Source organism: Klebsiella sp. C349492, assembly GCF_042055345.1.
GTDB lineage: Bacteria > Pseudomonadota > Gammaproteobacteria > Enterobacterales > Enterobacteriaceae > Klebsiella > Klebsiella scottii.
The window spans coordinates 1,250,486-1,275,079 of the sequence record NZ_JANQCE010000001.1 but is presented as its reverse complement, the minus strand read 5'-3'; the positions used below and the strand labels follow the sequence as shown (position 1 = coordinate 1,275,079).

Genomic DNA, 24,594 nt, shown 5'->3' with positions numbered 1-24,594 from the left:
ATCACCGCCGGTGACCGGGAAAAGATTTACCGGGGAAATTTATGTCCAGGGAACGGTATTGGTTAGTGCTAACGCCGGTCCCCGAAAAAGCCGCTGTTGATATCAGCGCTGCGGCCTGGTTTATTCGTCTGCGCTCATCCACATGTCCGCTTCTTCAAACATCTCCTGGACGGCGCGGCTGATCTGCTCTTTTTCATGCTTGCTGGCATCCGTATTGATTGCGGGCAGCGTCATCATCGGCTTTACGCGAACGTCGGCCTCAGGAAAAATGCGGTGAATTCGTTTCGTGAGTTCAGCCATAATGGTCTCTCTGGCCCCGGCGAACCCTTCAAAATTTCTTTTATCATAAACCAGTTCTACAAACATGCTTCGGCTCCTGTAACTGTAGGCAGTAGTTATACTGTTTTTTTGTACAGTGTCAAGGCGAGAGGGAGAACAGCGCACGTTTTCCACCTCGCCAGCCGACGAGCGTAGGGCTGGTACGTAATGAGCGGCGGTCGGTTATTCCGTCACTAAACAACCTTTAATCGACGTTGTTGAAATAGTCTCGCGCAACTGCTTCGACGCTCTTCGCGTCAATTCCCGTTTTTTCAGTAATCAACTCGATGAACTGCCTGAACTTGTCGGTCATTACGTTGCCGCCATCCCAGTGGGCAACGTAGAAACGGCACTGATAGCGATAAAAGTGGAGGGTGGTATCTCCTAACGTGTAGTACATAAGAATCTCCCGTTCAGTATGTCGGACGAATCGCCATAGTTTGTGGTTATGGTGCCCCACCATAACGCTCTGCTTGCAGCATCTATCCTGCTACTAATTGCGTTAGATTTCCAGAGACGCGTTATTTTTAGCGCCGCCGGGCATGGCGAAGCGCAGCGTCCGTTTAAATATTGCAGAACTTCAAGGTCTTCGCGATAACGTGGCATAAGCGGCTTGATTAACCCGGATGATTTATTAATACTGTATATAAACACAGTTATTATGTCGGGTGAGTTTATGATGACGTTCTACAAGCCGGTTGAGCTGTCGCAGCGGTTTTTGGTGCCGCTGTTTCGCGATCTTGTTCCCTGCGGATTCCCCAGTCCGGCCCAGGATTATGTCGAAGATACGCTTGATTTGAACAAGCTGGCTATTAAGCACCCTAACGCGACCTATTTTGTCAGGGTGAGCGGGGATTCAATGACGGGCGCCGGGATTGATGATGGCGACCTGCTGGTGGTCGATCGCTCGCTGACCGCAGAACATGGCGATATTGTGATTGCTGCCGTTGCCGGCGAGTTTACGGTAAAGGAGCTGCAAACCCGGCCAGTCCTTCAGCTCACGCCGCGCAACCTCAACTATTCCCCTATCGTCTGTCAGCCTGGAGAGGAGCTGCAAATATTTGGCGTGGTCACCTTCACCTTAAAATCGCACCGACATGTTCGCGCTTGTTGACGTCAACAGTTTCTACGCCTCCTGCGAAACCGTTTTCCGGCCAGACCTGCAGGGAAAAGCGGTGGTGGTGGTCTCAAATAACGATGGATGTATTATTTCACGCTCGGCGCAGGCAAAGGCGCTGGGCATCCCCATGGGGGCGCCTTACTTCAAAATTAAAGACGATCTGCAGCGTTTGCAGGTGTCCGTTTTTAGCTCGAACTATGCGCTTTATGCCGATCTCAGCCACCGGGTCATGTCGACGCTAACGGAGATGGCGCCGGCGATTGAAATATATTCCATCGATGAGGCTTTTGTTAATTTAGCCGGTATCTCCAGCTATATGCCGCTTGAGACATTCGGTCATCAAATGCGCGATCGGGTCATGAAGCATACCGGGCTAACGGTTGGGGTTGGCATCGCGCCGACCAAAACGCTCGCCAAGCTGGCTAATTTCGCGGCTAAAACGTGGCGCAAAACCGACGGCGTAGTCGAATTATCGAACCGCGATCGCCAGCGTAAGCTGCTCTCTCTGGTACCGGTGCATGAAGTTTGGGGCGTGGGTCGTCGGATCGGGAAAAAACTGGAGCTGATGGGCATCGAAAACGCGCTGCAGCTTGCCGACAGCTCTACCTGGGTGATACGTAAGCACTTTAACGTCGTGCTGGAGCGCACGGTGCGTGAGCTTCGGGGAGAATCCTGCCTGCAGGTGGATGAGTTTGCGCCGACCAAACAGCAGATTATCTGCAGCCGTTCATTTAGTCACCGCATCACCCAATATAGCGATATGCATCAGGCCGTTTGCGCCTATGCTGAACGCGCGGCGGAAAAACTCAGGGCAGAGAAGCAGTACTGCTGCGTGGTCAGCGTCTTTATGCGGACCAGTCCGCATGCCGAAAATGAAGCGTTCTACGCTCCCCAGGCCAGCGGCCGGCTGGCAACGCCCTCTGACGATACCCGGGATATTATTCGCCTCGCTGTCCATGCGCTGGACAGAGTGTGGAAGGAGGGCTTTCGCTATATGAAAGCCGGCATCATGCTGAGTGATTTTTTCAGTCAGGGCGTGGCGCAGCTTAATTTGTTTGATCAATATCAGCCGCAGGCGAACAGCGCCGCGCTGATGCAGGTGGTGGATAGCCTTAATCGTTCGGGCCGCGGCAGCGTGTGGTTTGCCGGGCAGGGCATTCAAAAAAGCTGGGCGATGAAGCGTGAGATGCTATCGCCCGGCTACACGACCCGCTACGCAGATTTGCCCGTCGTCAAATAGGCCGCTTATGCATTCCCGGCGCGACAACCGCTCTGCCGCCGGATCGCTATACCGCTCCGGCGGCGTCATGGCTCACCGCACATTATTGGCTACCGATGGCGAGCGTGTGGGAAAACGCCGCCCGGTGCTGAATCCGGGGGAAGGGCATGACCTGCCAAGCCGCAGGCCATGTTAATTCGAGGATTATTTCAGCGCGGCCAGCTCATCGGCGGTGAGCGTTAACGTCTGCAGCGTGCCGGTTTCGGCGGAGCGAACGGCGGCCTCCAGTACCGCCATCACGGCGAGCGCCTGCAGCGGCTGTACCGGGTTTTCAATCTTGCCGGTGAGCGCATCGCGCACGTTGATGTAGTACTGCCGCTGATCGCCCTGCGGCGCGCTCACTTCCTGAACCTGCGATTGCGCGTCAAAAATGCTCAGGCTGTCGTCATCATGACCCCAGCCTTCGCTGCCGGGAATAACGCCCGCCAGCAGCTGGCTCTCCTGCTGGTCGGCTTTTTGTTTGACCGCGCTGCCTTTGTCACCGTGAACGGTAAAGCGCGCGCTGCCGCCGGCGACCAGCATGCTACAGTGCAGAATGACCTTATGCTGAGGATAATTTAAGACCACGTGCGCCCAGTCATTAATCTCGGCGCCCTGGCGCAGGGTGGCGATGTTACCCTGCACCGACTGCGGCAAGCCGAACAGCTGCAGGGCCTGATCGATCAGGTGCGGACCTAAATCAAACCACAGGCCGCTGCCCGGCACGTTTTGCTCTCTCCAGCGCACGCGAACTTCCGGGCGGAAGCGGTCGAAATGCGACTCAAAATGCTTAACGGTGCCGATAAGCCCCTGCTCAATAACCTGCTTGATCCCGAGGAAGTCGCTGTCCCAGCGGCGATTGTGGAATACCGAGAGCAGCTGCTGCTTCTCCTGCGCCAGCGCGATAAGCTCGCGCGCCTCCTGCATATCGAGGGTAAAAGGTTTATCAACGACCACGTGCTTACCGGCATTTAACGCCAGCTTAGCTAGCGGGGCGTGCGTGGCGTTAGGGGAGGCGATCACCACGAGATCGATATCCGGATGCTGGATCGCCTCTTCGGGTGAGGCCACGACGGTAACATCAGGAATATCACGCTTAACCTTTTCCTCATCGCGAGAAGAGACGATGGTCAGCTTCAGGCCGTCAATCGAGCGGATCAGCGGCGCATGGAACGTTTTGCCCACGAACCCATAACCGATCAGCGCAATATTAATGTTCTTACCGTCACCGGCGATAACTTTGTTCATTATTCTCTCCACGTTATTGAGCGTCAGCGATGTTGATGTGCATTGAAATGTCGTCCCCGGCGTCTTCCCAGGCTTTATCCAAAAATAACTGATGAATTTCTGCTAATCCGGCGACCAGATAAGGCTCGCAGTGGTTCAGCTTCATATGGTCGGCAACCAGCCAGCACTCGGTGCTGGCCGCCAGCATGGCGCGCTTGATCTCCGCGTCGGCCTCCTGGCTGGCGCTTAAACCCAGCTGCGCATGCAGCGCGCAGGCGCCGAGGATGGCGATATCAGCCCGATAGCGCGCGAGCAGCGCGAGGGTTGCGCTGCCGGCAAACAGGCGCTGCTGCATATCCCATCTGCCGCCTAACAGAATCAACTGAATATCCGCCCGGTCGCTGAAGTGCTGGGCGATATCTAAAGAGGTGGTGATAACGGTCATCGGCCCTTTGATGTGGCTGGCGACGGCCAGCACGGTGCTGCCAGCATCTAAAAAGATCGTCGAGCCGGCGGGAATTTTCTCCGCCACCATTTTACCTAAGCGCTGCTTCGTTTTTGGCAGCAGGGCATTTCTGCCCTGGCGGTTCATCGCCGACAGATCGAGGGCGATGGCGCCGCCGTGATTCTTTTGCGCCAGCCCCTGCTTTTCAAGATCGGTCAGGTCGCGACGAATGGTGTCTGCGGAAACCTGCAGCTTATCTACCAGCTCGCTGATGCTGACCTGCCCATTTTCGCTAATAATATCAAGTAGGTATTTTTGTCTGGCGGTTTTGTGCACGGCCTTTAATCCTGCAAAATACTGCAATAAATCGCATAATACAGCATTTTGCGGCAAAAGAAATCCCGCACCGGCGAAAGCGGGCGCAGCGTGACGGGGGCGGGGCTTGTTAGTTAAGGGGAAGCGGTTATTTTCCCCTTAGCCCGATCGTCAGGTGCCGGAAAGCGGTGAAAACTCAGTTGAGCTTAATGCGGGCAACGCTGTCCGGGCCCTTGGTGGAATTATCCTCATTGAAATCCTGCTTGATGCTGACGTAAAGAGTGTCCTGATCAGGGGAGAGCAGCAGGCTGTTCGGATGGCTAGCGAACGACCACGCATTTTTCAGCGCATAGGTGGTGGCGTCCAGCTGGAGTACCTTCTTCGATTCGCGCTGGCTGATATAAACCTCATTGCGCTTCGCGCTGAACTTAATACCCAGCGCATCGCCGTCGATACGCTTAATGACCTTACCCGTACGCTCATCAAAGACCAGCGTCGTTTTGGCCTTGGAATCATCGGTAACAAACAGGCGGCCGGTGGCCGGGTCTTCCGCCAGATTGAGGAACAGGTACTCTTTGCCGTCGCCCGGGGTCCAGCGCTGCTCAATTTTGTGGCTTGCCGGGTTAATCACCAGAATTTCCCCGCCGCCGTTTGCCGCATAAATGCGATCGGTGAGCGGGGAGTAGATCAGTCCCGTCACCCACTTCCCGGCATTATCAATCCGGCCCTTCAGGGTCATGGTTTTCGCATCTACGATGGAGATAAAACCCGGATCGGCTACGCGGCCAATAAACAGCTGGTTATTGTGGAACAGCACTTCACGGGCGCCGATAGGGTCGCCGTCCTTATCCTTACCGACGAACATCAGGCGCTGTAGCACCTTACCGCTTTGCGCATCCACCTTGGATATCCCGCCATCCAGCGAGTTGGTGGTGTAGAACGCCTTGCCGTCATCCGCGATCGCCATGCCGAAGTTCTTCAAATCGGTATGGGTTTCAGCCTTAGTGGCCAGCGTGGTGGGATCCAGCCGATAGATCATGCCGCCGTTAACCGCTTTAAATCCCTGAGCGCTGGCGACAACGAGCGCGCTTTGCGCCGGCAAATAGGCCATCTCGTACAAACCATCGCCCAGCGTACGTTGGCTTAATGACGCGGGCGCTTTGGCAGGCGGCGTCTCCTCGGCCGAAGCCTGCCACGCCGTTAGGGTTAACGCGGAGAGAAGCGCAGCGCACAGCGCTGATTTACGCGGGCCAAATAACGATTTCATTCTGAACCCCATCATTGGATAAATCACTCCCGCAGGGCAAAGCCGCAGCGGGAACGTAAAAAAACAAGAATGAGAATCATAATCATTTATGCTGCGGACGCAAATCATCCCGGCCTCAGGCGCGGCCCTGAGCGCCTGAACGGGCGCAAGGATGGACGACGAAGCGGCTGTTTTCGCGTTCGTTTCCGCACAGTCCTGCGGCAGATCCGGTTCGCGATGATGTCAGGTTGTTGATTTACAAAAAGTATACACTTGCTTACATTTAACTGACAAAATAGCCTGCGATAAATAAGGCAAATAATTATTATTCCCATTCTCATTTGTTGTTTTCTCGCGCCGTATGCCGCCTTCAATCTGCTGACAAAGAGCGATTTTTCAGCGCTGCGGTGAGCGAGATAACGTCACTCACAATAATAATTCCTGATGGGAAAATTTATGTTTTTCAACGACAGGGGCACAGGCGGTAGACCGCCTGCACAGAGTTTATCTAAACCATTTACCGTTTCACTGCTGGCGCTGGCGATCCAGGCCTTTGCCCACCCCGTACAGGCGGCGGAGAAGGATGAAGGAACGGCGGCCGGGACGCAGCAGGATATGGTGGTCTACGGCAGCGCGGGAAATGCGCCCGAGGAGCAGCAGGATTACGCGGCAAAAACCACCCGTGCGGGGACGAAGATGCTGCTGGCTCCCCGCGATGTGCCGCAGTCGGTCACGATTGTGACCCAGCAGCGCATGAAGGATCAAAATCTGCAGACCATCGACGATGTGCTGACCAACGCGACCGGCGTCTCCTCGCAGCAGATCGACAGCGAGCGTTCGTATTACTATTCGCGAGGGTTTGAAGTCACCAGCTTCGCCTACGACGATATTCCAACCTCGCTAGGCGATGCCTGGAACTACGGCGATGCGCAGGAAGATACCGCTATTTACGATCGCATCGAAGTGGTTCGCGGCGCCACCGGCCTGATGACCGGCGCGGGCGACCCCGGCGCCACGGTGAACATGGTGCGTAAAAAGGCGGACAGCAAAACGCTGACCGGGAACGTGAGCGCCAGCTACGGCAGCTGGAATAAGCAGCGCTACGTTGGCGACCTGTCGGCTCCGCTAAATGCTGACGGCAGCGTGCGCGGGCGGGTGATTGCCGGCTATCAGGATCAGGATAGTTGGCTGGACCGCTACCATAAGACCAGGAAGTTTCTCTACGGCGTCGTGGATGCCGACCTGACGGATAGTACCCACCTGTCGCTGGGCTGGGACTATCAGAAGTCGAATACCGGCAATCCGACGTGGGGCGGTCTCCCCAGCCTGTATAGCGACGGTTCGCGGACCCATTACGATCGCAGCACCAACACGGCGGCCGACTGGACGCGTTACGCCATTGAATCCCGCAAGGTATTTGCCGGCCTGACGCAGGAGTGGGATAACGGCTGGTCATTCCGCTTCAACGGCACCCACGGCGAACAGACCCTGAACGACACGCTGCTGTATGTGATGGGGAATCCCGATGCCGATACCGGCGAAGGCGCCAGCGGCTGGGGAAGCAAGGATCGCGGCAAGCGAACCCTCGACTCCTTCGATGCCTATGCCAGCGGGCCGTTTGAGCTGCTGGGTCGCCAGCACCAGCTGATGGCCGGCGCCAGCTACAGCCGCCAGCATAACGCCAGCTTTAGCCAGGACGGGCCGATGGATAGCGAGCAGCTCGGGGTCTTTAATAACGGCTGGAACGGCAGCGTGGCGCAGCCGGAGTGGGGGGACTGGTATCTGAATGCGGATGATATCGTGCGGCAGAAATCGGCCTATACCGCCGCCCGGTTCTCGCTCGCCGACCCGCTATCGCTGATCGTCGGCGCGCGCTACACCCAGTACAGCGCCAACGGCAGCAGCGGCGATATGCGTAAATACAACGTCACGCCGTACGGCGGCGTGGTGTACGACATCACCGAGAGCCTGTCGGCATACGCCAGCTATACCTCAATCTTCTCCCCGCAGACCAAGCGTTCGGCGGACGGCGGATGGCTGTCGCCGATAACCGGGAAGAACTACGAATCCGGGCTGAAGGCCGATTGGCTGGATAGCCGGCTGACCACCAGCTTCGCCATCTTCCGCATTGAGCAGGAGAATGCGCCCGAGGCGGTAAGCGGCGAGTTTGTGAACGGCTCCAGCGAGCAGGCCTACCGCGCGGCAAAAGGCGCGGTCAGCAAAGGGGCGGAGCTGGAGGTCAACGGCGCGGTCAGCGACAATATGCAGCTGACGTTCAGCGCCACGCGCTATGTCGCCACCGACAGCAGCGGTCGTTATAACAGCTTTGCGCCGCAAACGCAGCTTAAGCTCTTCACGCGCTATCGTATTCCGGCGCTGCCTGAGCTGACCGTAGGCGGCGGGGCCACCTGGCAGAATCGGGTCTACCAGGACGTCAGCGGGCCGGACGGTGAAACGCAGCGCCTGTATCAGGGCAGCTACCCGCTGGTGAGTCTGTTTTCGCAGTATCAGCTGACAAAACAGCTTACCGTGCAGGCCAATATCAATAACCTGTTCGATCGTGAATATTACTCCTATCTGGATGATTCTGCGGTGTACGGGGAGCCGCGCAGCGTCTCGGTGAGCATGAACTATACGTTTTAATTTCCCCCACCCGCAGGCTCCCGCGAGAGGGCCTGCGGGCAGGTAGGCCTGGTGCTGGGGCCTACCTGTGCATAGGTGCGGGCCTTATCGGCGCCAGCGCGCTGGGGCAGCGGCTTTTGTCAGCGAATTCAGCACCCTGCTTGTTTTAGCTCTTGCTTAACGGAGGCGTCAGGCTAGACTACGAAAATTAAGCATGAGTTAACGGAGGTCTGGTGGAGGCGATTAAAGGTACGGAACTGAATGTGCCGGATGCCGTTTTTGCATGGCAGTTTGACGGACAGGGCGGCGTAAAGCCGCTGACGAATAGCGACACTATCGATAAAGATCATCCCTGCTGGCTACATCTGAACTACACCCATGCCGACAGCGCGCAGTGGCTGGCGCAAACGCCGCTGTTGCCGAATAGCGTGCGGGATGCGCTGGCGGGCGAAAGCACCCGACCGCGGGTGACGCGGGTCGGCGACGGCACGCTGATTACGCTGCGTTGTATTAACGGCAGCACCGACGAACGGCCGGATCAGCTGGTGGCGATGCGCTTATATATGGATGAGCGTTTAATCGTCTCTACCCGACAGCGGCGGGTGCTGGCGCTGGACGATGTGCTCGGCGACCTGCGTGAAGGCACCGGCCCGGTGGACTGCGGCAGCTGGCTGGTGGACGTCTGCGATGCGCTGACCGACCATGCCAGCGAGTTTATCGAACAGCTGCATGACCGGATAATCGACCTTGAGGATAATTTGCTGGATCAGCAGATCCCTCCGCGCGGCTTCCTGGCCCTGCTGCGTAAGCAGCTGATTGTGATGCGCCGCTATATGGCCCCGCAGCGCGATGCCTACTCCCGGCTGGCCAGCGAACGTCTGCCGTGGATGAATGACGACCAGCGTCGGCGCATGCAGGATATCTCCGATCGCCTGGGCCGCGGCCTGGATGAGATCGATAGCTGCATCGCTCGTACGGCGATTATGAGCGATGAGATCGCGCAAATTATGCAGGAGGCGATGTCGCGTAGAACCTATACCATGTCGCTGATGGCAATGGTCTTTCTGCCCAGCACCTTTCTGACCGGCCTGTTTGGCGTCAACCTCGGCGGGATCCCCGGCAACGAGTGGCATTTGGGCTTTTCTATCTTTTGCATAATGTTAGTTGTTCTGATTGGTGGTGTTGCGTGGTGGTTGCATCGTAGTAAATGGCTGTAAATAATCGCCTTTTATCAGCCTCCGGGCGCGAAAACCCGGCAATGTTTGAGCGAAATCAATAAACCATCTACTCGTTCGGGGCAATATCTCTCTCGCAGGTGAATGCAACGTCAAGCGATGGGCGTTGCGCTCCATATTGTCTTACTTCCTTTTTTGAATTACTGCATAGCACAATTGATTCGTACGATGCCGACTTTATTGAGTCGGCTTTTTTTTTGCTCTCCTGCGGCCAGCTTCTACGCTTAATGAGTGGTACACCCGCCCATAACCGGGAGAGTCAAAATGCGATACCAGCCTTTAACGTCAATACCCATTTCACCTGAGCCTAACGACCCGACGCCGGTGCCGGACCCTCGGCCTCGTCCGCATCCTTTACCCGACCCGCCGCCGGATGATGAGCCGATTAAATTGTCGCATCAGAGGCGCAATTCTGCGAGGATACGCGCCTGTCAATTGCGCGCCCTTTAACACGAGAAAAAATTGTGACCGCTTTTTCAACACTGAACGTTTTGCCCGCCGCCCAGCTCGATAATCTGAATGAGCTGGGATACCTTGCGATGACCCCGGTCCAGGCGGCGGCTTTGCCGGCGATTCTGGCCGGTAGAGATGTGCGCGTGCAGGCAAAAACCGGCAGTGGGAAAACGGCCGCATTCGGCCTTGGCCTGCTCCAGCAGGTTGATGCCACGCTGTATAAGACGCAGTCTCTGGTGCTGTGCCCGACGCGCGAGCTGGCCGATCAGGTCGCCGGCGAGCTGCGTCGGCTGGCGCGCTTTCTGCCGAATATTAAAGTTTTAACCCTGTGCGGGGGCCAGCCCTTTGGCGCCCAGCGTGATTCGCTCCAGCATGCGCCGCATATTATCGTCGCCACGCCGGGACGCCTGCTCGATCACCTGCAGAAGGGCACCGTATCGCTGGATGCGCTGCAGACGCTGGTGATGGACGAGGCGGATCGGATGCTGGACATGGGGTTCAGCGACGCCATTGATGAAGCGATTCGCTTTGCGCCCGCCGAGCGGCAGACGCTGCTGTTCTCGGCGACCTGGCCGGAGGCCATTGCGGCGATTAGCGGACGCGTGCAGAACAATCCGCAAACCATCGAGATTGATTCCGTTGATGCGCTGCCGGCGATTGAACAGCAGTTCTTCGAAACCTCGCAGAAAGGCAAAATTGCGCTGCTGCAAAAGCTGCTTAGCCAGCATAAGCCGGCGTCCTGTGTGGTGTTCTGTAATACCAAAAAGGATTGCCAGGCCGTTTGCGATGCCCTCAACGCCGCCGGGCAGAGCGCGCTGTCGCTGCATGGCGATCTTGAGCAGCGCGATCGCGATCAAACCCTGATCCGCTTTGCGAACGGCAGCTCGCGCGTGCTGGTGGCGACCGACGTCGCGGCGCGCGGTCTCGATATTAAATCCCTGGAGCTGGTGATTAACTACGAGCTGGCCTGGGACCCGGAAGTTCACGTACACCGCATCGGCCGCACCGCGCGCGCCGGTGAGAGCGGGCTGGCGATTAGCCTTTGCGCGCCGGAAGAGGCCCAGCGTGCCAATATTCTTGCGGAAATGCTGCAGCTAAAACTGAACTGGATGAACGCGCCGACCGGCGGCACGATCGTACCGCTGGAAGCCGAAATGACGACCCTGTGCATTGACGGCGGTAAGAAGGCCAAAATGCGCGCAGGGGACGTTCTGGGTGCGCTGACCGGAGATTTGGGATTCGATGGCGCCGATATCGGCAAGATCAACGTGCATCCGGCGCACGTCTACGTGGCGCTGCGCCAGGGCGTGGCCCATAAAGCGTTCAAGCTGCTGCAGAACGGCAAGATTAAGGGCAAGAACTGCCGGGTTCGTTTGCTGAAATAGGGCGCGTAAGGGCGTCTCAGAAACCGCGCTGAGACGCCAGTTCGCGGTTTACTTCACTTCCACCACGTTCAGCCGCAGCTCGTCCAGCTGGGCATCATCTTCTTCCGGCTGCCAGCCGGCGGGCTGGAGCGGGATCTCTTCGCGATCGAACGCCAGGTCGCCGCCGTCAACCACGTCAGAGCCGTGGGTAATCCCTTTAAAGTCAAACAGGTTGACGTCGCTAAGATGTGACGGCACGACGTTCTGCATAGCGCTGAACATGGTCTCGATACGCCCGGGATAGCGTTTATCCCAGTCGCGCAGCATGTCGCCGATCACCTGACGCTGCAGGTTAGGCTGGGAGCCGCAGAGGTTGCATGGGATAATTGGGAAACCTTTCGCCTGCGAGAAGCGCTCGATATCCTTTTCGCGGCAGTACGCCAGCGGGCGGATAACGATATGCTTGCCGTCGTCACTCATCAGCTTCGGCGGCATGCCTTTCATCTTGCCGCCGTAGAACATATTGAGGAACAGCGTCTGCAGAATGTCGTCACGGTGGTGGCCGAGGGCGATTTTTGTCGCGCCGAGCTCGGTGGCGGTGCGATAGAGGATCCCGCGGCGCAGGCGTGAACAGAGCGAACAGGTGGTTTTACCCTCAGGAATTTTCTCTTTGACGATCCCGTAGGTGTTCTCTTCGACAATCTTATACTCGACGCCGAGCTGCTGCAGGTACTCCGGCAGAATGTGCGCCGGGAAGCCGGGCTGCTTCTGATCGAGGTTTACCGCAACCAGAGAGAAAGAAATGGGCGCGCTTTTTTGTAAACTGCGCAGGATTTCCAGCATGGTGTAGCTGTCTTTCCCGCCGGAAAGGCAAACCATAATTCGGTCGCCTTCTTCAATCATATTGAAATCGGCAATGGCTTCGCCGACATTGCGGCGCAGGCGCTTCTGCAACTTATCGATGTTGTATTTTTCTTTCTTTGTAACTTGCTGATTATCAAGCATTATTAACATTCTCTGAAACAAAAAGGGCATGTAGGGCAAAGTTAAATCACAGTTCAAGCCTGGCGTTGAGTATCGATACCCGATCGCCGTTCATTTCTTCAGTCCATGAACTGTAGACTTCAGACACCATTTTCGCGTTTCCATGCCCCATCTGGTTAGCAATAAAAGACGGGTTAGCGCCGGCTGATAGCAGCCAGCAGGCAAAAGTATGTCGCGTATGGTACGGATTCCGACGACGAATGCCAGCGCGTTTTACTGCGACTTCTCATCTACTACCGATACTGCTGTGAGAGTAGTCGGCTTCTGCACCTCGTTCCGCTTCCTGGGTATAAAAACAAAGCGCAGTTTTTGTGGCTCGCGAGCGCCGTACTCCCTGCGGTGAAAAGTAATTTTCGTCAGAGATTGCGAGGTAGTCGGCGCGTGTTGTGCTTGCAAAGCTTCCCGCGCAGGTTCAGGCATCTTTAATTGCCCGGTAGCAGAATGCAGAGGTGATTGGGGTAGGGGGAAACCATCTATAAATATTTGCCTGAGGTAAACGAGAAGTAATAAAAAACTCGACCTGAGTCGAGGGGCGGTGCTGGCAACTCGATCAGAGAAACTTAAATTTTTCGAGGCTATCTTTTGCCAGTTAAAAGCAGTGCACCAGGATTTAAATATAATTATTAGCACCCTGATAATTTATTTGTTAAATAATTCGCTATAGATAATTAATAGACCTGCGGGTTGAGTGAGAATCGAGTGAAAAACACAGTTTTTTGCTGCAGCAGGTGATCGATATTAGCCAGCAAATACATCAGGGATATCTGCAAAGTACGGGCTATTCCTCTCTAAAAAAGAGGAATGTAACCCGTCAGGAGGTTGGAATTCCTGACGACTGAAAAAAACAATTACAAAAATTGACAGTTGCCTCACATTTGTATGAGATTTAAACTTCATCTGCAACTTATGGATTCCCTTTTGATTATGGAAAAAAAAATGAAAAAAAGTACTGTTGCAGTAATGATGATGGCTACTCTTTCAGGAACAGCTTATGCGGAGTCAGCGCAGTTAACCCCGAATTTCTCTCCAGAAAGTTTTACTGTATCGACCTCTGCAGGGATGCTAAGCGGAAAATCTCATGAGATGGTTTATGACGCGGATACAGGTCGAAAAGTTAGTCAGCTGGACTGGAAAATAAAGAATGTTGCTATTCTGAAAGGTGACATCTCCTGGGATGCGTACTCCTTTCTGACGCTGAACGCCCGCGGCTGGACGTCTCTGGCTTCGGGATCCGGTCATATGGATGATTACGACTGGATGAATGATAACCAGTCCGGATGGACAGACCACTCATCTCATCCCAGCACGAATGTTAATTATGCCAATGAATACGATCTCAATGTGAAAGGCTGGATATTCCAGGACGAAAACTACAAAGCTGGTGTAATCGCCGGTTATCAGGAAACACGTTTCAGCTGGACGGCTACCGGTGGTTCTTACGACTATGATAACGGTGCTTATACCGGCAATTTCCCAACCGGAGAGCGTGGTATTGGTTACAGTCAGCGATTCTCTATGCCATACATTGGTCTGGCGGGTCAGTATCGTATTAATGATTTTGAATTTAATGCCTTGTTTAAATTCAGTGATTGGGTCCGGGCACATGATAACGATGAACACTATATGCGGGATCTGACCTTCCGTGAGAAAACGACTAATTCGCGTTATTACGGTACGTCGATTGATGCCGGATATTACGTCACGCCTAATGCCAAAGTTTTTGCCGAATTCACATACAGCAAATATGAAGAAGGCAAGGGAGGTACTCAGATTATTGATACCAACAGCGGCGAGTCGGCCTCAATTGGTGGCGACGCTGCCGGTATTTCAAATAAAAACTATACCATTACAGCTGGTCTGCAATATCGGTTCTAAATCAGTACAGATCCTGGGTATACCTTCTGTTGGATATAAAGCCCCTTCTGGGGCTTTTATAGCACTGTGTGACCCACGACTAGCGCGGGCTATTCTGGCGATTCACCGCGATCCTGGCCGGGGATAGTCTGTTGCTAAACTTTCGCCAGGAGTTTTGTGGTGGCAATGAGCGAGAAGCTGACGTCAATTGAATCTGTTCTTGAGAACAGATACCAGCCCAATAGTGACTTTAAGGTACCGGAGAACCACCATGATTTTGTACTAAGAACACATTTTTATGCTGAGTTAATTTTGTAATGCTGAATACATATTTATTCAGATAAAATAGATCTCACTATCTACATGGTATTAATTTTCCCGATATACTATCACCTGATTATTCGAATAAATGATGGATGGTCCTACTATGCTCACATCTGACGCGCGTTATCAGCTCTTAGCCATGTATAGTGCACAGCATCTACGTGCTGTTGCAAACAGAATTATTGCTCGTACTGAGTTACCCGCACTACATTTTTCTTCACTAGTCTGGCGGGGTATGTGGTTACCGATAATCCCGCCACTTTTACAATCTGACTCATCTAACGAATTCTTTCAAACTACTGGGTTTCACTATCCGTCCACTTCACGCCTTAAGTCCTGGCTCACTCCAGATAATAAGGGTATTCTTGATATCAACTCTTCAGGTAAGCTTATATATCTTGCTGAGTTTATTGAAAAAGACTGGCATCTTCATCAGCAAGAGCCAATATGGAGAAAACATCCGACAAACAGACTTAACGGCTATGCATATAACATTATACAGATCCTAATGTATGATAAAATTTCTGATGATTATCCAACTGAATACTATCGTACAATTCAGTATAATCTTTTAGATTCAACATTAAAAAATAAAAATCTCAATAACTGGATTAATGCATATCAAAATAATTCAAAAGACCCGTTTTTTGTTGCCACATTAGACTTGACTCGGATATCGAATATGAAGTCAACTTTTTTATGGCAAATTACGCTTGAGACGAGAAATGGACTATACACAACCTTATCTATGGAGGCAACACCAGGTTCCTCACATTATTCTTACGCACATCCTATTAGACACAAACGGGTTCATTCATTTATAGGATATGTTTGAAAGTTGAGTTTATTGTGCATAAAAAAGGACTGATTACCTATTTTTTTTGCTCTTCCTTTTACATGTGCAAATAATCGACACCGTAACGAGTTGAATATTTAATCCATTTCCTGCATGCAAAAGTCTGCTCCAGGCTCGAAGCAGACTGCTGTAGGGCTAACTATTAATCACAACATTTACAGGAAAGCTATTATTCTGCCAACAGCGTTGCTGACGGCGGCAACTAATGGCGTCTGACGTTGATGAGTATCAGTCTGTGGCGTGTATGGTACGGATTCGCGCCGGGGATGTCAGCACATTTAAGAGAGTTTAATCGGTGGCGGATTAAGATAAAAAGCCCGCACCGGCGGCGGGCTGAAGAGGTTAGCGGACAACCAGTACGGAGCACTCGGCATGACGCACGACGGCCGCGGCGTTAGAGCCGAGCAGGTAGGTCGTGATATCCGGGCGGTGAGAGGCGATGATGACTAAATCTGCCGGCAGCGACTTCGCCAGCCCCAGAATGTTGTCTTTCGGCGAACCTTCGGCAATATGGAAATGCACCCGGTCTTCAGGGATGGAAAACTGCTTCACCACCTCTTTCAGCCGCGTTTCAGAATCCGCTTTGAACTCATCCATCGGCGGCATCTCTGCGGTATAGGCCATGCCCAGCGAGGCATAATAGGGAAGAGAGGGGATCACGGTCAGAAAGTGGACTTCCGCATCATCAATCCGTGCTTCGGCTTCAACGTGGCTGATAACGCGTTGAGTTAATTCTGTATCGGAAATATCTATGGGTACAAGAATTATTCTAGTCATAAAACCTCCTGTTTAATTAACCTTTAAAAGTGTACGACATTCAGGGGCGATATGTACAATGACCAGGGTCACACTTTGGCTTCAGACCACGGGGCGTTCGGTAAATTTACCTTTGATAACCCCGTCATAAAACCGACCTTTGGAAACCACCTGCAGAAAGTTGTGAAAAACCCGCGGTGGTACGTTGCAGTACTGCAGAGTTTTATTGTCACGAAAACGTATTTCAAGGATGCCGGAGGTTTCGTCGTAGGCGACGGAAGTAATTCGGGATGATTTTACGGGATGATGATGCATTGCTGGCGTCCTTTACGAGCGGTCTTTTAAGCAATATATCATCCACTGGACGACTATTTTAACACAACAGGTATATTGTTTTGATTTGGTTAAAATGTCGGCAGAAAGGGAGGCGCGGACCCGCCGTCGCCAGCGGGCCGCGGCATCAGAACTGGTAGACCAGGCCTGGAGACACGGCATCATCTGTGCCGATGCCGATGCCGATGCCGATGCCGATGCCGCTGTTTGCGTAGAAGCTGTCGTTTTTATCCAGCAGGCTGATTCTGTCATCGACATAGGTGGACATGGCTAAAGTAATAGGTCGCGCCGATATCGGCATACTTCACCAGATCTTTGTCGCCGTCGATGTTGTTCAGGCCTCTACCTTTCGACATCAGGAAAGAGACGGCCGGACGCAGGCCAAAATCGAACGGATACTGAGCGGTGACTGCAACGTTCTGCGTTTTGTTGGCGATCGCACCGTTCTGGTTGCCGTAAGGGGTCATATTGCGGGTTTCAGAGTAGGGAGATATTGCTGGCGTCATATTTCAGGCCGGTGCTCCAGGCGTCGGCCTTGTCGCCGCCGGCGGGTTGGTCTGCTCGTTGGTACGGTCGGTACTCGCCAAATTTCAGACCGGCGAATGCCAGACGGATCCAGGCGTGGTTAGTCTCTGATCCGCTATTATTGGCCTGAGCGTTATATTCCCATTGGCCGTAGCCGGTCAGCAGACAGCTAATATAAGCTTCGCCTGTGAAGCCAGGACGGATACAGCTCATATCGTCATCAGAATACGTATCATCGGAGAAATAATGTAAGCCATCTACTAATGGTGGTCAGTGCTTTCTTTTTATTTGGAGAATCTTTTAATGTTTTTTTTTGACTTCCTGCGAAGATATTGGATTATTGAAAATGAAGGGTGTTAAGTTATGGGGGATATAAAATGCTTCGCTATGAGTAAAGTCTAAAATAAATAACGCCGCTGCTGCGGTGATAGTTTTAGTGAATCTATCAATGCAATACATATAAAATAAAAATTATACGGCGGCAGATTAATGAGATATTATTCGCGCGTTATATGCCTTTGTTTATTGTCAGCAGATTCTTGGTTGCCGCATTTTGGTGTCCTGTTACGGACTATTTAAACGATAAAATGACAAGCCCGAATATGTATTCGGGCTTTTTTTATGGCAACGCTCAGGCGCAGTGAAAATTAGCTTTCGACGGTGGGTTTCTCCGCTTTACCGGCCATCCGGGCAAGGAAGTCATAGCGCTTTTGCAGATCCGCCGCGGCATCCTGCCACAGCTGCTCTGCCACCTCCGGCTGCTGCGCGTTGAGGCGACGGAAGCGCTGCTCGTTTAGCAACGTTTCCGCCAGCGCGTCTGACGGCGGGCGAGAGTCCAGCGCCAGCGGGAGCTTACCTTCATCCGCGCGGCGCGGATCGAAGCGGTACAGCGGCCAGAACCCGGTCGCGGTCAGCTGGCGCATCTGATCGTGGCTCAGCGCCAGATCGTAACCGTGCTCTTCGCATGGGCTATAGGCGATAATCAGCGACGGTCCCGGATAGGCCTCTGCTTCCTGAATCGCTTTCACCGTCTGATTAAGCTGGGCGCCCAGCGAAATCTGCGCCACGTAGACGTGGCCGTACATCATCATGCTGACGCCGAGGTCTTTGCGCGATTTACGCTTACCGTGCTCGCCAAATTTGGTGACCGCGCCGAGCGGCGTGGCCTTCGATGCCTGGCCGCCGGTGTTGGAATAGCACTGGGTGTCGAGAACCAAAATATTGACGTTCTCGGTCAGGCTCAGCACGTGGTCGAGGCCGCCGAAGCCGATATCGTAGGCCCAGCCGTCGCCGCCGATCAGCCAGATCGATTTTTCCACCAGCGCGTCGGCGTCGGTCAGCAGCTCCTGCGCTCCCTCAACGCCGGCCAGCGCGCGGCGCAGCTCCGCCACCTGCTCACGACGGACGTCAGGAGCGGCCTCGGCGTGCAGGGCAGCGTTCAGCTCCGCCGGGATCGTATCGGCAAACTGCGCCAGCAGGCGCATCACCCGTTGACGATGCTGATCCACGGAGAGGCGGAAGCCAAGGCCAAATTCGGCGTTATCTTCAAATAAAGAGTTGGCCCATGCCGGGCCGCGCCCGTTGGCGTCGGTGGTATACGGCGTTGACGGCAGGTTACCGCCGTAAATAGACGAGCATCCGGTGGCGTTGGCGATCAGCATCCGGTCGCCGTACAGCTGGGTCAGCAGCTTGATGTAAGGCGTTTCGCCGCAGCCGGAGCAGGCGCCGGAGTACTCAAACAGCGGGCTTATCAGCTGAGAGGTACGAATATCAATGCGCTCCAGCGCGTTGCGGTCGATCTCCGGCAGGTTGAGGAAGAAGTCGTAATTGACCTTCTCCTCCTCAACGTGCTCAAGGCGCGACATCATATTGATGGCCTTGATCTCCGGGTTCTGCCGGTCTTTAGCCGGGCAAACCTCAACGCACAGATTACAGCCGGTACAATCTTCCGGCGCCACCTGCAGAACGTATTTCTGTCCGCGCATATCGCGGGATTTCACATCCAGCGAATGCAGGCTGGCCGGGGCCGTTTCCATCGCCTCCGGGGAGATAACCTTGGCGCGGATTGCCGAGTGCGGGCAGGCCGCGACGCAGTGGTTACACTGGGTACACAGCTCCTCTTTCCAGATAGGGATCTCTTCGGCGATATTGCGTTTTTCCCAACGGGTGGTGCCCATCGGCCAGGTGCCGTCCGGCGGCAGAGCGGAGACCGGCAGCGCATCGCCGAGTCCGGCCAGCATGGCGGCGGTGACGGTTTTGACAAAGTCCGGCGCGGAATCGGAGACCACCGGCGGGCGGTTTGGGCTGGCGGCGTTGACCTGCTGCAGCGGCACTTCGGCCAGCGACTCGCGGGCCATCGCCAGCGCCTGCCAGTTGCGCTCAACCAGCTCCTGACCTTTGCTGCTATAGCTTTTGGCAATCGCGCCCTGCAGCTCGGCCAGCGCGCTGTCGCCCGGGAGAATTTGCGTCAGATGGAAGAACGCCATCTGCATCACGGTGTTGATACGCGCGCCGAGGCTGCATTCGCGGGCAATTTTGGCGGCGTTGACGACATAAAAGCGCGCCTGCTTCTGGTTAAGCATCGCCTGCACTTCCTGCGGCAGGCGCGACCACGCCTCATCGGCGGCGTACGGCGTATTCAGCAGGAAAATCCCGCCGGGCTTCAGCCGCTCCACCATCTGATATTTATCGATAAACTGCAGCTGATGACAGCCGACGAAATCGGCCTGCGAGATCAGGTAGGAAGAGCGAATCGGCTTCTCGCTGACGCGCAGGTGCGAAACGGTCAGCCCGCCGGCCTTTTTCGAATCGTAGACGAAATAGCCCTGCGAGAACCACGGCGTCGAGTTGCCGATGATTTTGATGTTGTTCTTGGTGGCCGATACGCTACCGTCGCTGCCCAGACCGTAGAACAGCGCTTCCAGCTTCGCCTCCGACGGCAGGGTATTTTCCCCCAGCGGCAGGGAGAGGTTGGTGACATCGTCATAGATACCGACGGTAAAGCGCGGTTTCGGTTTGGCCGCGCTCAGCTCGTTAAACACGGCCAGCACGCACTCCGGGCCGAACTCTTTTGACGACAGGCCATAGCGCCCGCCGATGGTGCGCGGCAGCGTTTCGCGTTCCCCGCGGTTAAACGCCTCCGCCAGCGCGGTCATGATGTCGAGGTACAGCGGCTCTGCCTGGGCGCCGGGCTCTTTGGTGCGGTCCAGCACGGCGACCGCGCGCGCGCTTTCCGGCAGCGCTTCCAGCAGGTGGGCGGCGGAGAAGGGGCGGTAGAGGCGCACTTTCAGCACGCCGACTTTTTCGCCGCGGCCGAGCAGTTCGTCCACCACTTCTTCGCAGGTGCCGATGGCGGAACCCATCACCACAATCACCCGTTCAGCCTGCGGATGGCCATAGAATTCGAACGGCTTATAGCGACGGCCGGTGGCGGTAGCGAAATCGTCCATTGCCGTTTCGACATGGTCGTAGACCGCGTCGTACCACGGGTTGGTGGCCTCACGGGACTGGAAATAGGTATCCGGGTTAGCGGAGGTTCCGCGAATTACCGGATGTTCAGGATTCAGCGCGCGCAGGCGATGGGCGTCGATTTCATTCTGCGGCAGCAGGCTGCGGATGGTGTCATCCGCCAGCGGCGCGATTTTGTTGATTTCGTGCGAGGTGCGGAAGCCGTCAAAGAAATGGATGAACGGCACCCGGCTTTTGAGGGTCGCAATATGGGAAATCAGGGCAAAATCCTGCGCCTCCTGGACGTTGCTCGCGCAGAGCATCGCGCAGCCGGTCTGCCGCACGGCCATTACGTCCGAGTGATCGCCGAAAATGGACAGCGCATGGGTCGCGACGGTACGCGCGGCGACGTGCAGGACAAACGGCATCAGCTGACCGGCCAGTTTGTACAGCGTCGGGATCATCAGCAGCAGACCCTGCGAGGAGGTAAAGGACGTCGAGAGGGCGCCGGTTTGTAAAGCCCCGTGCACGGCGCCGATAGCCCCGGCTTCCGACTGCATTTCGACCACCCGAGGTACGTCGCCCCAGATGTTTTTTAGCCCGTTACCGGCCCAGGCGTCGGCCTGCTCGGCCATCGTTGAGCTGGGGGTAATGGGGTAGATGGCGATAACTTCACTGGTGCGAAACGCGACAGAAGCGGCCGCGCCATTACCGTCGATAGTAATCATAAAAAGAGACCCTAACATTGCGCAAACAAAAGAAGGGACCCGCAAAACGGCGGCGGATCCTGTAATTATAAGTAGTGAGTATAGGGGCTTTCGGTATGCCCTTGAAGTTGTGCGTCTTTCGAGTGCACAAATTGATCCATAAAACTCCCCCCGCCGGCGGGCCGGGCGAGGAGAAGCGGTGATCGATATCCTGCTGATTATTATCCCGTTAGCATAAATTCTCCGGGCGCAAGGGCGCTAAAGCGCCAGCGCTGCGCGGAAAACCAGCTCCTAAGCCGGGCGCCGAAGATCGGCGTGCCTGCGGCTGGCAAAGGCGTCGGTGGTGGAATGGTTATCCAGCGATAATTTTTGCTTCAGCAGGCGTTTATGCGGCGGCTTATCCGCAGGAACAGGCGTGCCACCTTACTCAAAATCGGCGATCCGCCGGGAAATTTGCTAGAAAATGTTAATGTGGCGCATAAATACCTGTTTCACCTCTCGACGTCGGGCGCCGGGCTGCCTATTATTCTTGGGTTTGTTTATTTTAAGATGTTTCCGAGGGGAGAGACGATGCGAGCTGCGTTTTTAGTTGGATGTGCCGCGTTATTACTGTCGGCCTGCAGTAGTGAACCTGTTCAGCAGGCGACAGCGGCCCACGTATCACCGGGCATGCGTGCTGCGATGAGCAGTACCGGGCAGGCAAACTGCGCGATGATTGGCGGCTCGCTGTCGGTGGCGCGTCAGCTGGACGGCTCGGCGATAGGGATGTGCGCGCTGCCTAACGGCAAGCGCTGCAGCGAGCAGGCGCTGGCCGGCGGCAGCTGCGGTAACTACTAAGCATCAGCCCCATACGGACGTCCTCTGCGGGCATCGTGCCCGCGGCGCCGACGCGCGCCAGCCGGCCCGTAGAATTAGTGAACCAGATCGGCGAGCTTATACACTAACGTCCGATCGGCGGTCGCCAGCGTCAGCTGATTTTCGGTGAGATCGACCTGCGCCCCGTCGCGCAGCATTTTGCCGAGCGTGGCGTCCAGCTCGTTAAGCTGCGGGTCAGCGCACAGCATCCGGGTCATCGCCAGCGCTTTGACCTTCAGCTCGCCATCCGACACCTTGCCTTCGCCGCTAAAGCGGTTGCACATATTGCCTGAGACGAACGTCTTCTCGCCAAAGCTCAGCTCCAGCGGCTTCGAGCCCTCCTTGAGCGGCTGACCGTTGACGCTGGTCAGGACAAACCGATGGTGCTGAAGCTGCTCCGCGCTGGTGGACACCTTGCTGTTATATACGCAGCCGGAAAGCAGCATTCCTGCCGCCAGCAGTGCAGCAAACTTATTCATTTTTTCTCCAGAAATATTTCACATCTTTTAGGTAAGCGGAGTGTAACTGTACTGCAGGCAAATTCTGTGGGGCTTATCTGAATGTGCCCCCCGCAGGGGGAGGGCACAAAAGGGGAAGGATATCAGACCAGCGCGTTGGCGCAGGTTTCACCGGCGTCAACCTGGCGCAGGTTGTCGAGGGTGGTTTGCGAAATACTGATTAACGCCTCGGCGGTGAGGAACGCCTGATGCCCGGTGAACAGCACGTTATGGCAGGCCGACAGGCGGCGGAACACGTCATCCTGAATCACGTCGTTGGATTTATCTTCGAAGAACAGATCGCGCTCGTTCTCATAGACGTCCATCCCCAGCGCGCCGATTTTCTGATGCTTCAGGGCGTCGATGGCCGCCTGCGAATCAATCAACGCGCCGCGGCTGGTGTTGATGATCATCACGCCATCCTTCATCCGATCGAATGCCGCATGGTTCAGCAGATGATAGTTCTCATCGGTCAGCGGGCAGTGCAAAGAGATCACGTCCGACTGCGCGTACAGCGTCTGCAGATCAACGTACTCGACGCCGAGATCCAGCGCGGTGGCGCTTGGGTATGGATCGAACGCCAGCAGGCGCATGCCAAATCCTTTCAGGATCCGCAGGGCCGCCACGCCGATTTTCCCGGTACCGATAACGCCGGCGGTTTTACCGTACATGGTGAAGCCGGTTAAGCCTTCGAGGGAGAAGTTGGCATCGCGGGTACGCTGATAGGCGCGGTGAATGCGGCGGTTCAGCGACATCATCATCCCGATGGCGTGCTCGGCGACCGCTTCCGGCGAATAGGCCGGCACGCGCACCACCCGCAGGCCCAGCTCTTTGGCCGCATCCAGATCGACGTTATTAAAGCCGGCGCAGCGCAGGGCGATGTACTTCACGCCGTGCGACTTCAGCTCTTCCAGCACCGGGCGGCTGCCGTCATCGTTAACGAAAATGCACACCGCCTCGCAGCCGTTGGCCGTTTTCGCGGTTTTTTCAGTTAACAGGAAATCGAAGAACTCGAGTTCAAAGCCATATGTATCATTAACATGCTGAAGGTACTTTTTATCGTACTGCTTTGTACTATACACAGCGATTTTCATAAGACTTTTCTCCAGTGATTATACCGTCACGGTAGCATATTTAAAATAATCGTACAATTCTTAAAAATTAGTTTAAATAACAGGTTATAATCATAATTCTAGAGTATATCTCTGCGCCGAGGTATCGCTTTAAAACATAATGCGTTTTTACCCCAGGCTGAAGCTAAAGGCGCCGGGCGCCAGCAGGATCAGCGGCCACAGCAGGCCGGAGCTGACGTTGGCGAGCTGAAAGCGCCAGAAAGAGGTGCCGCTGGCCCCGCTGGCGAGCGGAAGGGTGGCGCGCAGCGGAGAAAGGAAGCGGCTGAAAAATACCGCCCAGGCCCCGTGGCGGCGCAAAAACAGCTGGCTGCGGGCGAGGCGCTCGGCGCTAAGCCAGCGCAGGCGGTGGAGATGGTGCCGGTAGCGGCGTCCTGCCAGCCAGGAGAGCCAGAATCCGCCGATTGCCCCGAGCCCGGCGCTGAGCCACATTAGCAAAAAATGCCCGAGGCTGGCGGACGCGAGGGTGCCGAGCAGCAGCAGGCCGGACGTGCCGGGCACCAGCAGCGAGACGATGGCGCAGGATTTAATAAACGTCAGCAGGAACACCAGCAGCAGTAGCAGCGCATAGTGGCTCTGTGCCGACTCAATCAGCGAGTAGATAAACGCCACGCTCCCCCTCCGGCCTGCTCTGATGACGAACAGCCAGTGTGACAGGGACTG

Annotated in this window: 21 protein-coding genes and 2 pseudogenes; 9 read left to right on the top strand and 14 right to left on the bottom strand. The window is 55.2% G+C overall.

The annotated features are described in order from the left end of the window. Positions 1-120 precede the first annotated feature (120 nt). Both NWP14_RS05975 and NWP14_RS05970 read right to left on the bottom strand, forming a co-directional pair. Positions 121-366: a DinI family protein gene (locus NWP14_RS05975; protein WP_095097172.1), complete on the bottom strand. Its 246-nt coding sequence runs from the start codon at positions 364-366 to the stop codon at positions 121-123. 157 nt (positions 367-523) lie between these two features. Continuing rightward, a complete protein-coding gene (locus NWP14_RS05970) occupies positions 524-718 on the bottom strand; it encodes a hypothetical protein (RefSeq protein WP_045855101.1) in 195 nt (64 codons plus the stop codon). Between the two features lie 279 nt (positions 719-997). Between NWP14_RS05970 and umuD the strand changes: the two genes are divergently transcribed. Both umuD and umuC read left to right on the top strand, forming a co-directional pair. After that, positions 998-1,432, top strand: coding sequence for a translesion error-prone DNA polymerase V autoproteolytic subunit (umuD, locus tag NWP14_RS05965; protein WP_095098126.1), 435 nt, complete (start codon positions 998-1,000; stop codon positions 1,430-1,432). Next, positions 1,416-2,678, top strand: coding sequence for a translesion error-prone DNA polymerase V subunit UmuC (gene umuC / locus NWP14_RS05960; RefSeq protein WP_346431617.1), 1,263 nt, complete (start codon positions 1,416-1,418; stop codon positions 2,676-2,678). Before umuD ends, umuC begins: the two co-directional genes overlap by 17 nt. Before the next feature lie 183 nt (positions 2,679-2,861). Here the strand turns inward: umuC and NWP14_RS05955 are convergent, their stop codons facing one another. From NWP14_RS05955 to NWP14_RS05945, 3 genes are all read right to left on the bottom strand, one after another. Next, on the bottom strand, positions 2,862-3,944 hold the full coding sequence (locus NWP14_RS05955; protein WP_375214978.1) for an oxidoreductase: 1,083 nt from the start codon (positions 3,942-3,944) through the stop codon (positions 2,862-2,864). A gap of 13 nt (positions 3,945-3,957) precedes the next feature. Further along, positions 3,958-4,704, bottom strand: a complete 747-nt coding sequence (locus NWP14_RS05950; RefSeq protein WP_095097181.1) for a DeoR/GlpR family DNA-binding transcription regulator — start codon at positions 4,702-4,704, stop codon at positions 3,958-3,960. Positions 4,705-4,879: 175 nt separating this feature from the next. Then, complete coding sequence (locus NWP14_RS05945) at positions 4,880-5,950, bottom strand: hypothetical protein (protein ID WP_375214977.1); 1,071 nt, start codon at positions 5,948-5,950, stop codon at positions 4,880-4,882. 435 nt (positions 5,951-6,385) lie between these two features. On the opposite strand from NWP14_RS05945, the gene fhuE reads away from it, so the two are divergent. The 4 genes from fhuE to dbpA all read left to right on the top strand — a co-directional run bounded on the left by fhuE (position 6,386) and on the right by dbpA (position 11,624). Beyond that, the gene (fhuE, locus tag NWP14_RS05940) at positions 6,386-8,572 is read left to right on the top strand and encodes a ferric-rhodotorulic acid/ferric-coprogen receptor FhuE (protein WP_375214976.1); all 2,187 of its coding nucleotides are present in this window, start codon (positions 6,386-6,388) and stop codon (positions 8,570-8,572) included. 212 nt (positions 8,573-8,784) lie between these two features. Further along, positions 8,785-9,768 (top strand): zinc transporter ZntB, encoded by a 984-nt coding sequence (zntB, locus tag NWP14_RS05935; RefSeq protein WP_095097190.1) that lies wholly within the window; start codon positions 8,785-8,787, stop codon positions 9,766-9,768. 282 nt (positions 9,769-10,050) lie between these two features. Beyond that, the gene (locus NWP14_RS05930) at positions 10,051-10,236 is read left to right on the top strand and encodes a hypothetical protein (protein ID WP_095097193.1); all 186 of its coding nucleotides are present in this window, start codon (positions 10,051-10,053) and stop codon (positions 10,234-10,236) included. 14 nt (positions 10,237-10,250) lie between these two features. After that, positions 10,251-11,624, top strand: a complete 1,374-nt coding sequence (dbpA, locus tag NWP14_RS05925) for an ATP-dependent RNA helicase DbpA (protein ID WP_346431612.1) — start codon at positions 10,251-10,253, stop codon at positions 11,622-11,624. A 48-nt stretch (positions 11,625-11,672) separates the two neighbouring features. Here the strand turns inward: dbpA and ttcA are convergent, their stop codons facing one another. Next, positions 11,673-12,608: a tRNA 2-thiocytidine(32) synthetase TtcA gene (ttcA, locus tag NWP14_RS05920; protein ID WP_346431611.1), complete on the bottom strand. Its 936-nt coding sequence runs from the start codon at positions 12,606-12,608 to the stop codon at positions 11,673-11,675. Positions 12,609-12,654: 46 nt separating this feature from the next. Then, positions 12,655-13,061: pseudogene (locus NWP14_RS05915) on the bottom strand (tyrosine-type recombinase/integrase); the annotation flags it as partial. Positions 13,062-13,583: 522 nt separating this feature from the next. On the opposite strand from NWP14_RS05915, the gene NWP14_RS05910 reads away from it, so the two are divergent. Beyond that, positions 13,584-14,522, top strand: a complete 939-nt coding sequence (locus NWP14_RS05910) for an omptin family outer membrane protease (protein WP_375214975.1) — start codon at positions 13,584-13,586, stop codon at positions 14,520-14,522. Between the two features lie 406 nt (positions 14,523-14,928). Next, positions 14,929-15,660 carry a hypothetical protein gene (locus NWP14_RS05905; protein ID WP_375214974.1) on the top strand — a complete coding sequence of 244 codons (732 nt, stop codon included), beginning with the start codon at positions 14,929-14,931 and terminating at the stop codon, positions 15,658-15,660. A 363-nt stretch (positions 15,661-16,023) separates the two neighbouring features. Here the strand turns inward: NWP14_RS05905 and uspF are convergent, their stop codons facing one another. The 4 genes and pseudogenes from uspF to nifJ form a co-directional block, all read right to left on the bottom strand. Beyond that, positions 16,024-16,458 (bottom strand): universal stress protein UspF, encoded by a 435-nt coding sequence (uspF, locus tag NWP14_RS05900; protein WP_095097205.1) that lies wholly within the window; start codon positions 16,456-16,458, stop codon positions 16,024-16,026. An 81-nt stretch (positions 16,459-16,539) separates the two neighbouring features. After that, positions 16,540-16,752, bottom strand: coding sequence for a KTSC domain-containing protein (locus NWP14_RS05895; RefSeq protein ID WP_095097208.1), 213 nt, complete (start codon positions 16,750-16,752; stop codon positions 16,540-16,542). 145 nt (positions 16,753-16,897) lie between these two features. Beyond that, positions 16,898-17,556, bottom strand: a pseudogene (locus tag NWP14_RS05890) (porin); the annotation flags it as partial. Positions 17,557-17,942: 386 nt separating this feature from the next. Continuing rightward, complete coding sequence (nifJ, locus tag NWP14_RS05885; protein ID WP_375214973.1) at positions 17,943-21,470, bottom strand: pyruvate:ferredoxin (flavodoxin) oxidoreductase; 3,528 nt, start codon at positions 21,468-21,470, stop codon at positions 17,943-17,945. 549 nt (positions 21,471-22,019) lie between these two features. On the opposite strand from nifJ, the gene NWP14_RS05880 reads away from it, so the two are divergent. Then, entirely contained in the window at positions 22,020-22,286 is a 267-nt protein-coding gene (locus NWP14_RS05880; RefSeq protein WP_041145253.1) for a DUF333 domain-containing protein, read from the top strand. Positions 22,287-22,360: 74 nt separating this feature from the next. Here NWP14_RS05880 and hslJ read toward each other — a convergent pair whose 3' ends face one another. From hslJ to NWP14_RS05865, 3 genes are all read right to left on the bottom strand, one after another. Next, positions 22,361-22,783: a heat shock protein HslJ gene (gene hslJ, locus NWP14_RS05875; protein ID WP_375214972.1), complete on the bottom strand. Its 423-nt coding sequence runs from the start codon at positions 22,781-22,783 to the stop codon at positions 22,361-22,363. Between the two features lie 122 nt (positions 22,784-22,905). Next, positions 22,906-23,895 (bottom strand): 2-hydroxyacid dehydrogenase, encoded by a 990-nt coding sequence (locus NWP14_RS05870; RefSeq protein ID WP_375214971.1) that lies wholly within the window; start codon positions 23,893-23,895, stop codon positions 22,906-22,908. Between the two features lie 147 nt (positions 23,896-24,042). Beyond that, positions 24,043-24,543, bottom strand: coding sequence for a DedA family protein (locus NWP14_RS05865; protein ID WP_095097233.1), 501 nt, complete (start codon positions 24,541-24,543; stop codon positions 24,043-24,045). Positions 24,544-24,594: the final 51 nt, after the last annotated feature.

What these genes read in the sequence shown, in the direction of transcription:
- NWP14_RS05970 (WP_045855101.1), bottom strand. Translation starts at nt 718, where the DNA reads ATGTACTACACGTTAGGAGATACCACCCTCCACTTTTATCGCTATCAG.
- uspF (WP_095097205.1), bottom strand. Translation starts at nt 16,458, where the DNA reads ATGACTAGAATAATTCTTGTACCCATAGATATTTCCGATACAGAATTA.
- NWP14_RS05870 (WP_375214971.1), bottom strand. Translation starts at nt 23,895, where the DNA reads ATGAAAATCGCTGTGTATAGTACAAAGCAGTACGATAAAAAGTACCTT.
- umuC (WP_346431617.1), top strand. Translation starts at nt 1,416, where the DNA reads ATGTTCGCGCTTGTTGACGTCAACAGTTTCTACGCCTCCTGCGAAACC.
- NWP14_RS05905 (WP_375214974.1), top strand. Translation starts at nt 14,929, where the DNA reads ATGCTCACATCTGACGCGCGTTATCAGCTCTTAGCCATGTATAGTGCA.
- NWP14_RS05930 (WP_095097193.1), top strand. Translation starts at nt 10,051, where the DNA reads ATGCGATACCAGCCTTTAACGTCAATACCCATTTCACCTGAGCCTAAC.
- hslJ (WP_375214972.1), bottom strand. Translation starts at nt 22,783, where the DNA reads ATGAATAAGTTTGCTGCACTGCTGGCGGCAGGAATGCTGCTTTCCGGC.
- nifJ (WP_375214973.1), bottom strand. Translation starts at nt 21,470, where the DNA reads ATGATTACTATCGACGGTAATGGCGCGGCCGCTTCTGTCGCGTTTCGC.
- ttcA (WP_346431611.1), bottom strand. Translation starts at nt 12,608, where the DNA reads ATGCTTGATAATCAGCAAGTTACAAAGAAAGAAAAATACAACATCGAT.
- NWP14_RS05910 (WP_375214975.1), top strand. Translation starts at nt 13,584, where the DNA reads ATGAAAAAAAGTACTGTTGCAGTAATGATGATGGCTACTCTTTCAGGA.
- NWP14_RS05945 (WP_375214977.1), bottom strand. Translation starts at nt 5,950, where the DNA reads ATGAAATCGTTATTTGGCCCGCGTAAATCAGCGCTGTGCGCTGCGCTT.
- fhuE (WP_375214976.1), top strand. Translation starts at nt 6,386, where the DNA reads ATGTTTTTCAACGACAGGGGCACAGGCGGTAGACCGCCTGCACAGAGT.
- umuD (WP_095098126.1), top strand. Translation starts at nt 998, where the DNA reads ATGACGTTCTACAAGCCGGTTGAGCTGTCGCAGCGGTTTTTGGTGCCG.
- NWP14_RS05975 (WP_095097172.1), bottom strand. Translation starts at nt 366, where the DNA reads ATGTTTGTAGAACTGGTTTATGATAAAAGAAATTTTGAAGGGTTCGCC.
- NWP14_RS05895 (WP_095097208.1), bottom strand. Translation starts at nt 16,752, where the DNA reads ATGCATCATCATCCCGTAAAATCATCCCGAATTACTTCCGTCGCCTAC.
- NWP14_RS05955 (WP_375214978.1), bottom strand. Translation starts at nt 3,944, where the DNA reads ATGAACAAAGTTATCGCCGGTGACGGTAAGAACATTAATATTGCGCTG.
- NWP14_RS05880 (WP_041145253.1), top strand. Translation starts at nt 22,020, where the DNA reads ATGCGAGCTGCGTTTTTAGTTGGATGTGCCGCGTTATTACTGTCGGCC.